This window comes from Psychroflexus halocasei (assembly GCF_900107595.1).
Taxonomy (GTDB): domain Bacteria; phylum Bacteroidota; class Bacteroidia; order Flavobacteriales; family Flavobacteriaceae; genus Psychroflexus; species Psychroflexus halocasei.
This window is the reverse complement of record NZ_FNQF01000002.1, coordinates 134412-147591: the sequence shown is the minus strand read 5'-3', so window position 1 is coordinate 147591 and position 13180 is coordinate 134412. Positions and strand designations below refer to the sequence as shown.

The window sequence follows — 13180 nt, the reverse complement described above, 5'->3', positions numbered from 1 at the left end:
TGGTTTGACTGATGATTTTTGAATAAATGTCAGTTAGAATACTTTTTGTTAATAATTTTACATCAAATTTAACGATTTCGTGATTATCTTTTAACGAAGATAAGTTTTGAAATTTATTCTAAATGAAGTTTTTCAGTTCTTACTTTATGATATTATTTACCAAAAAATAGTTTTTAATGTTAAATTTTTAATGTTGATTATTATGAGTTTTAATACCATTTTCTTTTAAAAAGCCCTAAAAGTGTTTTAAAATCTAATGTGACAATAAAACGGATGTTTTCATCATAATGATTGTCAGAAACCTCCCAACCATTATTTGAATATATAGGGAGATAGAGTTCAAAATAATCTTCGACTAAATTTAAACGAATGCCTGAATCATAAATAAAGTTAGCAGATTCTCCCATATCTTTATGGAAGCCTAAATCTGCGTAAGCAAAAATCCAATTCCAAATGGTTGTGCTCACATTCGTCGTTGCTATCCAGCGATCGGCATATCTGTTTTCAAATATTGATTTAAAACCTCCTTCTGCTTGAATATATTGCTGGCTAAATAAACCGTCATCTTCGCTTCTTCCGTAGTAGTTGTAATCAAACATGTAGTCTGAAGGTCTGTCGATTCCGAAACTGAAATAATCAGAATCATTTGTGTCATTATAGAGAAATAAGCCTGCAAATAGCCTGATGTTAATCTGTCTGTTATTCTCAAAAAGTTTTCTATACCTCACAGAAGCTGAGACTTTACTGAACTTCTTGGAAATTTCGTAATCAATTTGAGTAGTGAAAAAATGATCTAAATTTTTATCCTGAAAAGCATAACTGATATTAAAAACATTATAATTTGGCTCATCTGTTTCAATAGTTTCACTTTTATCTTGATCCACATTGACCGTTCTTAAGGTTAAATAGTGGCGTTTATTACTTCTTAAATCAACAGGTCTGTAAACCATTTGCATAAATGCAGAATAACGTTTATAAAACAAGTCGGTGTTATATGAATACCTAGAACCGCTCGCACCGTATCTTATTCTAAATAAATCTTGTTGTTTAAAATATTGTGTGTAATCAAAACTAATTGAACCGACAATGGCTTGACTCCCAAAGCCATATTTTGGGCCAATATCATAACTGAAATTTTTTGGTAGGAGAGAAGTGTTGTAAATTTTTGAACCAATTGCAATGCCGTCATAAAGGTTGTAAGTAAACTCGGGCATTACAAATACTTGATTGTATTCTGGATCTTCAATATCTTCTAATAATCGGATTTGAATCGGCTTATTGAAGATTTTGTTTTTGCGTTTAATATTATTTCTAGGATTATATTCAGGTAAATTGTAATCGTAATTAACCACGAATTTGTTTGCTTCCGGCGTATTGACTTGTAGAGTTTTTGAGCGATCTTCAAAATCTTCAACCCAGATGCTTTTGATAAAATCATCATCTTTGTAAAGTCCTAATTTAACTGGCATAGGACTTTCTGTTTTGTTAATAACTTCAACCTCAAAACCTTGATCGTTTCTTGAAACTTTTCCAACTTTAAAGTCGATGTCTTTGTAAGAATTGAGATAGTTATCTTTAAACCAAGTTATATTTTTATCTGTGTTTTTTTCTAATGTTTTTAGAAATAATTCAGACGAAGCATGGCTTAAATTCTTTTCTTTAAAAAACTCACGAATACTCTGATTTAGGTTTTCTTGGCCAATATAGTCACCAAAATATTTCAGGCCTAAGCCAGCTTGGTATGGGCTAGATAATTGCCTATTAAACTTGAGCATCTCGTCTTGAGGCATGTCAATAGGTTGCTTCAGGTTTTGACGTATCATTGTTTCATGAATAAATCTATATCTTTCATTAAACATCAAATCTGAGGCATGAAACCAACGTACACCAAAAAATTTACTGAAGCTACCCAGAAGCTTCATGTCAGGATAATATTTGTTGATGTAATCCATCATCACCTTAACGGTTAAGGCATCAATGAGCCACTTATCTTTTCTTGTATTTATCGCGATTTTTGTTTTCAGATGTTTAAGCGTCATCGTTTTGAGAAGTTTGACATCATATTGAAAACCATCAGGAAAAGGTCGAATAAAACTCGGTAGTTGATTCAAACCATAAACAGGAGAGAGGCTATAATCGAGTTCTGAAACCAATAAATGTGGATGTGGAAATTCACCTATGTTTTCATTCAAGAAAAAGGCAATTCTATCTGTTATTAATGCCTTGATTTCTGGGCGAACAGATTCTGATTCTAAATTTGATAACACTTCAACTAAATCTGTTTTAATAGAAGAAAACTCATCTCTTTTCGTTAAATAAACATCATTGTCTAAGATTTGTTGACCTGAAAGCTTAAATTTATTTTTTTGATAACCTATTTGAAGTTCAGTCATGTCAAAGCTAGATTTCAAAAAGATACCTTTAGGGATTTCAAAGTTCAAATTATAATCTAAGAATTGAGTTGGATAATCATCAAGAGCTTTGTTGCTATATAAAACCCAATCATTTTGATGTTTTGCAGGTGTAATAAGCCAGTCTTTTAGCCTTAATTTATCTGCAGACCATCCTGACTTTATGAGACCTTGTATAGGAATATTAAGATGATAGTTGAGTTGAAGATTTATAGAATCTCCAACTTTCAAGGGAGTTTCTAAAATGGCAAGAAGTATGTCCGGTTGATTATCTTTATAAAACCAACTTATATTTTGTGAGTTTGTATAAAAATCATTTATCTGAGTATAGCCTCTTAATTCTTTAGAAGTGAAATGAAATTTCCTGGCATATTCTTCAGCAAAACGTTTTGCAAGTGGACTATCTTTATCAGAAAAAGCATTATTCCAATCATAAAAATAGAGTGTGTCAATCTCAGTTTGAGTTGTATTTATAAAATTGATTTGAGAGTTGACATCTAAACGTTTTAAATTTTTAGACACAGAAATGTCAGCCGATATATTATGACGTTGACCATAACAGAGGCTTATTCCCAAAAGAAAGCAAAAAATAAAATGCTTCATTTGGTGTTTTTAGCGTTTGATTATCTTAATATGACCTTCTAAATCAGTTATTTTAAGCATATAAATTCCATTTGGATAGGTTGAAATGTCATAACTCTTGAAAGTGTTATTTATTGTAAATCCACTTATTTTTTGACCTAAACTGTTATAAATATATGCTTTTTCACCTAAAAGTGAGGAGTTAAACTTGAAATCTACGATATCATCAATTAAATTTCCATTTATAAGAGAGACGTTATTTTTGATTTGATACTTCTTGACTTTTAAGAAGTTTGAATCAGTTTCTAAACTCATCACGACTGGTAAATGATCACTCATGTTGTAAAGTTGATTTCTTAGGTCTTGATCAAAATCTCCAGTACAATTAACGTAATTTATATTATCATTGAAACAGTTAGCATTATTACCATAGGCTTGATAGGTGTCCTCAATATATCTTATATCGTTAGATTGATTTTTGAGGTTATCAGAGATAAATATGAAATCAAACCTATCATCTAATCCACCGCCTGCACCAAAGCTACCAAAGTCATTGTTGCTTATTCTTGTGCTTTGAGAATGAACATCTTGATAGTTAGAATTATTATGCCATTCCCCAATTCGATTAAGAGGATCAAGCATATCAATTGCTAACGTAGCATATTGAATAACAAGAAAACCTGGTTCACTTGCAGAATAGAAATTAAAATCTCCTCCAAAAATAATATTAGCATTAGCATCTAATTCAGAAATGTAATTGACAAAATTCACAGCTTCTGAATAGCGTTCTTGTACGTTGCTATCACCTTGTGAAGCTTTAAAGTGAGCAACAAAAACATGAAGAATTTCCTCATCAATCGTATTCATTTGAAATTTGTAATGGTTGATATCTCTTATGTTTGTCTGTATTTGGTGGGTTTCTAAAAGCTGCATTTTTTCATTTTTAAAAAATACAAGCTGATTAATATTTCCTCCAAAACCAGAAGTGTTATAAACAAAAGGAGCTGCAGAGACAGGCTGTTCAGTATATTCAAAAGATTGATTTAATATCAAGTTCATATCTGCTTCAGTCTGTAATTCTGAAACCATAAAGATATCAGGATCATAGCTTGCTAAAATCGAGTTTAGAATATCAGACCTGTCAGTAGGTGGTGCTTCTGAAAAATTAAGCAAATTATAAAACATGGTTTTGATTGTTTCTTGCGAATAGCTCTGTAACGAAAAAAAAATCATCAAACTTAAACTAAATAGGAATTGATACTTTGTTTTCATTAGAAATTAGGACTTAAATCAAACTTATCATAGAAATCGTCTAAAATATCTGCTACCTCTTCTTCAGAGTCAACAAGTTGAATCAAATCAAGATCTTCAGGATTGATAGTCTCGTAATCATCGCTTAAAGTTTTCTTGATCCAATCTAATAAACCACTCCAATAATCTTTTCCGACAAGAATAATTGGAAACTTATCAATTTTACGCGTTTGGATAAGGGTGATTGCTTCAAATAATTCATCTAAAGTTCCGAAGCCACCAGGCATCACAACAAATCCTTGAGAGTATTTGACAAACATTACTTTTCTGACAAAAAAGTAATCAAAATCTAAAACTTTATCTTTATCGATATATGGATTGTCATGTTGTTCAAAAGGTAAGTCAATATTAAGACCAACTGATGTACCGCCGCCCTGGTGAGCACCTTTGTTTCCAGCTTCCATAATGCCTGGGCCTCCGCCAGTAATGACACCAAAACCTTTTTCGACAATTTTCTCGGAAACCTTAACTGTTAATTCATAATATTTGTCACCAGGCTTCATACGTGCTGAACCAAAAACAGAAACACAAGGTCCTATTTCGCTCATACGCTCATAACCGTGAACAAATTCACTCATTATCTTAAATAAAGCCCAACTATCGTTGGTTTTAATTTCATTCCAGTTTTTATAATGTTTAGGCACCATATCTTTTTAAAAATTTGAGGATTGCAAAAGTAGCTCTTTTTTTAGAAACTTTGCCGTATAACTTTTTTTGTCTTTAATCAATTTTTCAGGCGTTCCCTCTGCAACAAGTTGACCGCCATTTTTACCGCCTTCGTAACCAATGTCAAAGATGTAATCAGCGAGTTTAATGACATCCATATTGTGCTCAATAATTAGAACAGTATTACCTTTAGTTACAAGTTTTTCAAGGACATTCATCAAGATTTTAATATCTTCAAAATGCAAACCTGTTGTGGGTTCATCGAGAATATAAAATGTTTGTCCAGTACTTTTTTTGGATAGTTCAGTTGCTAACTTAATTCTTTGTGCCTCACCGCCAGATAATGTGGTGCTTTGCTGTCCCAATGTGATATAACCTAAACCAACATCTTTAATCGTTTTTAGTTTTCGGTAAATTTTTGGAATCGGTTCAAAAAAATCGGTAGCTTCATCAATTGTCATTTCTAGCACATCACCAATAGATTTGCCTTTGTATCTAATTTCTAAAGTTTCTCTATTAAATCTTTTTCCCATACAAGACTCGCATTCAACATGAACATCTGGCAAAAAATTCATTTCAATAACTTTTACGCCAGCACCTCCACAAACTTCGCAACGACCACCTTTAACATTAAAACTGAAACGTCCTGGTTTATAACCGCGAATTAACGACTCAGGAGTTTTCGCAAATAAAGATCTGATTTCGTCAAAAACGCCTGTGTAAGTTGCCGGATTTGATCTTGGCGTTCTCCCAATAGGCGATTGATTGATGTCAATCACTTTATCAATATGCTCTAAACCTTTAATGCTTTCATAAGCTAAAGGTTCTTTAACGCCGTTGTAAATATGGTTATTGAGAATTGGGTAAAGCGTTTCATTAATTAAAGTTGACTTTCCGCTTCCTGAAACGCCAGTCACAGCGATCATTGTTCCTAAAGGAATTTTGATAGAAAGGTTTTTAAGGTTATTTCCTTTTGCGCCTTTAAGTTTCAAGAAATTACCATTTCCTTTTCTACGGCGTTCCGGAATTTCGATTTGTCGTTTGCCAGAAAGGTAATCGGCGGTCAGCGTTCTTTGTTTTAATGTTTCTTTTGGCGTGCCTTCACTGATGATTTGTCCACCATTTTTTCCTGCTTTTGGACCGATATCAATCACGTGATCAGCTCTTTCAATCATGTCTTTATCATGCTCAACCACAATAATTGAGTTCCCAACATCGCGTAAAGCAATTAACGAATTAATCAGTTTTTCATTATCGCGTTGATGCAAACCAATGCTCGGTTCATCGAGAATATAAAGCACGCCAACAAGTTGAGAGCCAACTTGAGTTGCTAGCCTGATGCGTTGAGCTTCACCGCCAGATAAACTTTTAGAAGCTCTATTAATATTCAAATAATTAAGCCCAACATCTAATAAAAATTGAAGTCGAGTTGAAATTTCTTTAATAATTTCTCCTCCAATTTTTAGTTGCTTTTGATTTAGTTCTTTTTTAGATTTTTTAAAAAATTCACTTAATTCATCAATATCCATATTGATGAGATCCTGAATTGTTTTGTCATTAAAACGATAATATAAAGCTTCTTTTTGAAGTCGAGATCCATTGCACTTATCACAAAGCTTATCGTTCATGTATTTTTTTGCCCAACGTTTTAAACTGGCAGAAGATTCTTTCAGCGCATAAGTTTTTTCTATAAAATGCGCAATTCCTTCAAAGTCATAAGATTTTTCAGCTGTGACTTTTGCAGCCTCACCATATTTTTTAAAGCTCGCTTTTCCGCCGTATAAAATTGTGTCAATCGCTTCTTGAGGAATGTCTTTAATTGGCGTGTCTAAACTGAAATCAAAATGTTCAGCGATAAGAGCGATTTGCTTGAATATCCAGTTTGTTTTTTTGTACTTTCCTTGTGGTTCTAAAGCACCTTGCCGAATTGATAATTCTTTGTTAGGAATTATTTTATCTGGATTAGCAATATAAACTTGACCTAAACCATTACACTTTGGGCAAGCGCCTTTTGGTGTGTTAAAAGAAAAATTATTTGGCTCAGGTAGCGGATATGAAATTCCAGTTGTTGGACACATTAAGTTTTTACTGAAGAATTTTGGTGTTTTACTTTTGTGTTCTAAAATCATCAAAACGTCATCACCACGTTGCATCGCTGTCGAAATACTTTCAGATAAGCGTTTTTGATCTTTTTCATCTTTAGAAACTTTCAATCTGTCAACAACAATTTCAATATCATGCGTTTTGTAACGCTCGATTTTCATACCTTTTTCAATGTCTCTGATTTCACCATCAACACGTACTTTTAAAAAACCTTGTTTAGCAATTTGTTCAAAAAGTTCTCTATAGTGTCCTTTTCTAGATTTGACAATTGGCGCTAAAATGTTGATGCGTTTTCCGTCAAAATCTTGACTTATTTTATCAAGGATTTCTTCCTCGGTAAAACTGATCATTTTTTCATTGGTTTTGTAGCTGTAGGCAACACCAATTCTTGCATATAACAAACGGATGAAATCATAGATTTCGGTGATCGTTCCAACTGTACTTCTCGGACTTTTTGAAGTTGTTTTTTGTTCGATAGAAATAACAGGAGAAAGGCCATCAATTTTATCAACATCTGGGCGTTCAAGACCACCAAGAAATTGTCTTGCATAAGCTGAAAAAGTTTCAATATATCGCCGCTGACCTTCTGCATATATTGTATCAAACGCAAGTGAAGACTTTCCTGAGCCAGATAAGCCAGTGATGACAACCAACTTATCACGAGGTATTTTGACATCGATATTTTTTAAGTTATGAGCTCTCGCACCATAAACTTCAATATATTCTTCAGGATTTTTTTTCATAGCTGGCAAATTTACTCAAATTAAGCCTGATTTTGAATAATCAATTGATAAGAGATTATTAATATTATTCACTTTATTTTTTAACAATGTGCTCAACATATTTGGGTAATAATTAAGTTTTGGAAAGGACAATTCAAAGTAAATTTGTAAGTGTAATTATCTTTAATTACAATTTAGTTTTTATCTCATTGAGATATTTTGGTTAGGGAGGAAGTCCGTCAGTTATGGCGGACTTCTGTTTTTATATTATTTCTGAGATAAACTAAGATAAAAACTTTTCTCTTTGTGCTGGAGAAGGCAACGGACATTCTTCCTTTTTTCCAAAAATGCGATACCTATTTTTTGCAATTAAATCGTAAACAAAATCTCTGAAAGCTTGAGGTAAGATTGAAAAATAACTAAATATAGGATAGATACTGGATAAAGATTTTGATATTTCTAAGGCTGCATCTGATTTGATGAAGTAAGCGTCATCTGGAATAATCAAGACGATTGAATCAATTTTGCTTCGATCGATATGTCGTTCAGAAAGTAATTTTTCACCAATTTCACTATCTAGCGAAGCAAAAACAAATTTATTTTTAGGATCTCTTTTAATGATGAACTGAACAGCATTATGGCATAAATTACAAACACCATCGAATAAAACGATTTGTTTATTTTTTGGTATTTCCATGATTGTTGCGTTTAACGAGTTCTAATTCTTCAGGAGAAACTGAGGTTGTAAAAGCACCATAATTAACTATGGCCTTATTTTTTTCAAATTTGTCAAGTGTACCAACAGCTCTTCCGTTGATGATTCTGACACTGTCTCCTACGTAAATTTCAGCTTTTGGCTTTTCTTGATTGTTCTCTTTTTTTGCTTTTTCTTTCTCTTTCTTCTTTTTAGTACGAATATTTTCGACCTTCTTCTCAACCTCTTTTTGGATCTTTCTTTCAGCTTGTTTTTTACGCTTTTCTTCTTGTTGGGAAAGTTTAATTCTTTTAGAGTTTTCTTTTTCAACTAGTTTTAAAAGATTTCCAATCAGTTGTTTTCTATTTTTATTATTGAAATATTGTTTTGAAAGACTATTGACTTTCTCTCCGATGTTAATCAATCTTTGATTGGCATCATAAAGTTCTTGATAGCTTTCTAATTTTTCTTGAATACGCGTATTCTTTTCATCTAATTTTTTCTGTTCTTCATCCGCTTGAGACGCCGCTTCCTGTAGCTTGTTTTTTGTTTTTGAAAGTTGTGATCGCTCCTGTTGAAGCTTTGCAATACTTTTATCAAAACGCAGTTTTCCGCGTTCTACTTTCTTTTTTGAACGATTGATCAAGCTGTATGGAATACCGTTTTTTTGTGCAACTTCAAAGGTAAATGAACTACCAGCTTCACCTAATTTTAGCTTAAAAATTGGCTCTAAACTGTTATTGTCAAACATCATGTTTGCATTGACAATAGCCGAATTTTCATTTGCCATCGTTTTAAGATTGGCATAATGTGTTGTGATAATGCCGTAAGCGCCTTTTTCATGAAAAACTTCTAAAAATGTTTCAGCTAAAGCACCGCCGAGCTCAGGATCGGTTCCGGTACCGAATTCATCTATTAAAAATAAAGTTTTTGCATTGCAGGCTTTGATAAATTTACGCATGTTTTTAAGTCGATAACTATAAGTACTTAAATGATTTTCAATACTTTGGTTATCTCCAATGTCTGTTAAAACTTTATCGAAAATACTCATACGAGAAAACTCATGAACAGGAATTGGCATGGCAGATTGATACATGACTTGTAACAAACCAACGGTTTTAAGCGTGATACTTTTACCACCAGCATTAGGTCCTGAAATCACGATTATCTGCTGTTTTTCATTGAGACTAATGTCTTGAGGATAGGTTTTTTTATTGTTCTTATTATGGTTGATTAAAAGGAGTGGGTGGTAAGCATCCTTTAAGTAAATCTCTTTGGTTTCTGAAAGTTTAGGAAGCAAGCCATCATAAAGTTCAGCATATTTTATTTTAGCAGCAATCACATCGATTGCGCTTAAATAGTTTTGATAATCAAGAAATAACTCAGAAAAAGGTCTTACAAATTCAGTGAGTTCTTTTAATATTTTGTTGATTTCTTCTTTCTCTTCATGAATCAAATGGCTTAAGTCTCGCTCAGCTTCATGCGTTTCTTCTGGTTGAATGTAAACAATATTACCAGATTTTGAACTCCCCAGCGTACTGCCCTTAACTTTGCGTTTATGCATTGCTGGTACTGCCAAAACACGATAATTATCGACAACAGATTCCTTGATGTCGCTTAAATAACCATAAGAATTGTATTTTGCTAAAGCTTTGGCGAAGCTTGAATTTAACCGACCTTTAATTTGATTGATTTGCCTCCTGATACTTTGAAGTTGAGGAGAAGCATCATCACGGATTTCACCAAAACGGTTAACAACCGATTTGATTTTAACCACTACAGCCTCAGTGTATTCTACTTCACTTGATTTTTGATATAACCTCGGATAAAGTGGTTGATATTTTTTGAAAAATAAAAGATGATTATTTGTTGTTTCAGATATGTTCAGAAACTTCCTAAATGCAACGAGTTCAAGTTTTGAACCTTCAATTTGAAGGAGTTTAACTTCTTCGGTAATAGCTTCAAACCCATGATTGGGTATTGGTTTTTCTTCAAACTCAGATGATTTATATTCTTTTGTTAATTCGATTTCGTTAAGCAGTCTACTCTTTTTTTCATAGGGCTTCAATGAAAGCGCTTTCTGCAAGCCAATATCTGTGACACAAAACTCACTCAACTGTTCTTTAACTTGATCAAATTCTAAATCTTGTAAACTTTTCTGTTTAATTTTTATCATAAGTTTGAATACATTCGCAACGCACAAAAATACTGAAAATCATGGATGTTAAGATAGAGACAAGTTGGAAAAAAAACTTAAAAAATGAATTTGATAAAGAATATTTTGAATATTTAGTTGCTTTTGTGAAAGATGAATATCAAAATTATCAGTGTTTCCCTAAAAGTTCAGATTTATTTAGAGCTTTTGATTTGACAGCCTTTGATGATGTGAAGGTTGTTATTTTAGGTCAAGATCCATATCATAATTACAACCAAGCTGATGGTTTATCTTTTTCAGTGCCTAAAACGACAGCCGTGCCACCTTCTTTAAAAAATATTTTTAAAGAAATAGAGACAGATTTGAATATCAAACCTCAAACGCATGGTAATTTAACGCATTGGGCAGAACAAGGCGTACTTTTATTAAATGCAATCTTGTCTGTGAGGGCACACAACCCAGGAAGTCATAGAGATAAAGGATGGGAGAAATTTACAAACCAAGTTATCGAGACTTTATCAAGTGAAAGAGAAGGTTTAGTGTTTATGCTTTGGGGTGGTTTTGCTAAGAAAAAAGTAAAACTTATAGATCATAAAAAACATCTGATTTTAGAATCTGGTCATCCATCGCCATTATCAGCAAATCGTGGTTATTGGTTTGGAAATCAGCATTTTTCAAAAGCAAATGCTTATTTTGAAGAGAAAAATAAGTCAAAAATAGACTGGTAAGTTACTTATCAGCAAAAACAATGTGCTTGCTTTTGCTCTTGCTTAAACCTTTTGGCAGAATAGGTTTTTTCTTTGAGGTTTTAGTTTTTATATCATCTTCAGGAGAATTACAACTGAATATCAAAAGCAAGATATTCACCAAAACTAAAACGCCTAAAATGATAGCAATAGTCAAAAGCATTAATAATAGATTTACACAGTAGATGCAAATCTAATCAAAAGGTTGCGTCATACTAAAAGAAAATATAAATTTTAAATGAGATTTTTTATTTTAATTAAATTCATTGCTTGGTGAATTAGCGTATAATTATTTGATTTTCAATTTATTATATAAATTACAAAAACTATAAAAATAAAATTTGTTTTAATTATAAATCTTAAATGTTAAATTTTTAAGATAATTTCATGGTCTCCGACATATTTTTTGATTGTATGTACTCTAAATTTTACCATTTTAAAAAGAGAGCATAAAAAAGCCTGATACAAGATCAGGCTTAAATTATTTAACTTATCAAGGTTATATTACAACTGAACTAACTTATCAAGCGTAAATTCAATCAATGATTTGACAGCTGCTTTTGGGTCTTCGCTAAATTCTCCATCAGCTCTGTTGGCAACAATAGCATTCATTGACAATGCACCATGGCCAAGAATTTTTGATAAACTATAAATTGCACTTGTTTCCATTTCTAAATTCGTGATGCGTTGGTCTTCATGTCTAAAATCAACTAACTGATCAATAAAATCAGCATCTTTAAGTGGAATTCTTAGTTGACGGCCTTGTGGTCCATAGAATCCTAAGTTTGTACCTGTGTAACCAGAAATAACTTGTTCATCATTTTCAAAAAGTGCAGCCAATTCTGGATCACAATCAACGATATAAGGTTCAGGTTTTTTTGAACAAATATCAAGGTGTTCAATTAAAGCCTTTGTTGCTTTTTCATTAACAACGCCTGAATGCTCATAATAGTGAAGCAAACCATCAAAGCCAACTCCTGCTTTTCCCATCACAAATTTGTCAACACCAACACCTGGCTGTATACCTCCAGAAGTTCCGATACGAATAATATTTAATTTATGATGTTCTTTCTTTTCCGTTCTTGTTTCTAAGTCAATATTGACCAAAGCATCAAGTTCATTGATGACAATATCGATGTTGTCAATTCCAATTCCAGTTGAGATAACAGTTAATTTCTTGCCTTTGTAGTAACCTGTTTGCGTTTTAAACTCTCTTTTTTGAGTTTCAAAAATCACTTCGTCAAAAAAAGAGGTGATACGCTCAACACGATATTGATCGCCAACAGTAATAATTGTATCTGCAATATCTTCAGGTTTTAAATCTAAATGGTAAACAGTTCCATTTGGATTGATAATTAGTTCAGAATCTTTAATCATAATTTTAATTTTTAAATTAAAGATCGAGCACATGGCTCGATCTTGTCAAGTTTTATATTTGAATTGAAGGTTAACCTCCAACACGTTTTGTTTTAAAGCCTATTTCATTCAAGAGTTCCATCACTTTATCTCTAGAATCTCCTTGAATTATAATTTGTTCTTTTTTAAAACTACCTCCAGTGCCACATTCTTTTTGAAGGAATTTAGTCAGATTTTTAAAATCTTTTTTCGCACCTTGATAGCCATCAACAATTGTATTCGCTTTGCCTTTTCTTTTTTCAAATTTACAAAGTAAAGGGTCTTCTTGAAGCCAAATGTCAAGTTCATCATCTTTGTTCGTTTCTTCTTTTTCAGAAGAATCAGGTTCGTGATCTGGAAATAAATCTTTAAGTTGGTCTTTGAGATCCATGTTA

Annotated in this window: 10 protein-coding genes; 1 reads left to right on the top strand and 9 read right to left on the bottom strand. The window is 32.4% G+C overall.

What is annotated here, in order from left to right:
- Positions 1–209 precede the first annotated feature (209 nt).
- From BLV84_RS02745 to BLV84_RS02720, 6 genes are all read right to left on the bottom strand, one after another.
- Entirely contained in the window at positions 210–3014 is a 2805-nt protein-coding gene (locus BLV84_RS02745; protein WP_093239190.1) for a gluzincin family metallopeptidase, read from the bottom strand.
- Positions 3015–3023: 9 nt separating this feature from the next.
- Positions 3024–4178 (bottom strand): endonuclease/exonuclease/phosphatase family protein, encoded by a 1155-nt coding sequence (locus BLV84_RS02740; protein ID WP_159429383.1) that lies wholly within the window; start codon positions 4176–4178, stop codon positions 3024–3026.
- An 86-nt stretch (positions 4179–4264) separates the two neighbouring features.
- On the bottom strand, positions 4265–4951 hold the full coding sequence (locus BLV84_RS02735) for an LOG family protein (RefSeq protein WP_093239184.1): 687 nt from the start codon (positions 4949–4951) through the stop codon (positions 4265–4267).
- Positions 4952–4957: 6 nt separating this feature from the next.
- Entirely contained in the window at positions 4958–7816 is a 2859-nt protein-coding gene (gene uvrA, locus BLV84_RS02730) for an excinuclease ABC subunit UvrA (protein WP_093239181.1), read from the bottom strand.
- A 262-nt stretch (positions 7817–8078) separates the two neighbouring features.
- Positions 8079–8492, bottom strand: coding sequence for a thiol-disulfide oxidoreductase DCC family protein (locus BLV84_RS02725; protein ID WP_093239179.1), 414 nt, complete (start codon positions 8490–8492; stop codon positions 8079–8081).
- Positions 8473–10665, bottom strand: a complete 2193-nt coding sequence (locus BLV84_RS02720) for an endonuclease MutS2 (RefSeq protein ID WP_093239177.1) — start codon at positions 10663–10665, stop codon at positions 8473–8475. Before BLV84_RS02720 ends, BLV84_RS02725 begins: the two co-directional genes overlap by 20 nt.
- A 41-nt stretch (positions 10666–10706) precedes the next feature.
- Here BLV84_RS02720 and BLV84_RS02715 point away from each other — a divergent pair, with 41 nt between their 5' ends.
- The gene (locus tag BLV84_RS02715) at positions 10707–11372 is read left to right on the top strand and encodes a uracil-DNA glycosylase (RefSeq protein ID WP_093239174.1); all 666 of its coding nucleotides are present in this window, start codon (positions 10707–10709) and stop codon (positions 11370–11372) included.
- Between the two features lies 1 nt (position 11373).
- Here the strand turns inward: BLV84_RS02715 and BLV84_RS02710 are convergent, their stop codons facing one another.
- The 3 genes from BLV84_RS02710 to BLV84_RS02700 all read right to left on the bottom strand — a co-directional run bounded on the left by BLV84_RS02710 (position 11374) and on the right by BLV84_RS02700 (position 13176).
- Positions 11374–11553: a hypothetical protein gene (locus BLV84_RS02710; RefSeq protein ID WP_093239172.1), complete on the bottom strand. Its 180-nt coding sequence runs from the start codon at positions 11551–11553 to the stop codon at positions 11374–11376.
- 341 nt (positions 11554–11894) lie between these two features.
- Positions 11895–12767: a nucleoside phosphorylase gene (locus tag BLV84_RS02705; protein ID WP_093239169.1), complete on the bottom strand. Its 873-nt coding sequence runs from the start codon at positions 12765–12767 to the stop codon at positions 11895–11897.
- 70 nt (positions 12768–12837) lie between these two features.
- Positions 12838–13176: a translation initiation factor gene (locus tag BLV84_RS02700; RefSeq protein WP_093239166.1), complete on the bottom strand. Its 339-nt coding sequence runs from the start codon at positions 13174–13176 to the stop codon at positions 12838–12840.
- Positions 13177–13180 lie beyond the last annotated feature (4 nt).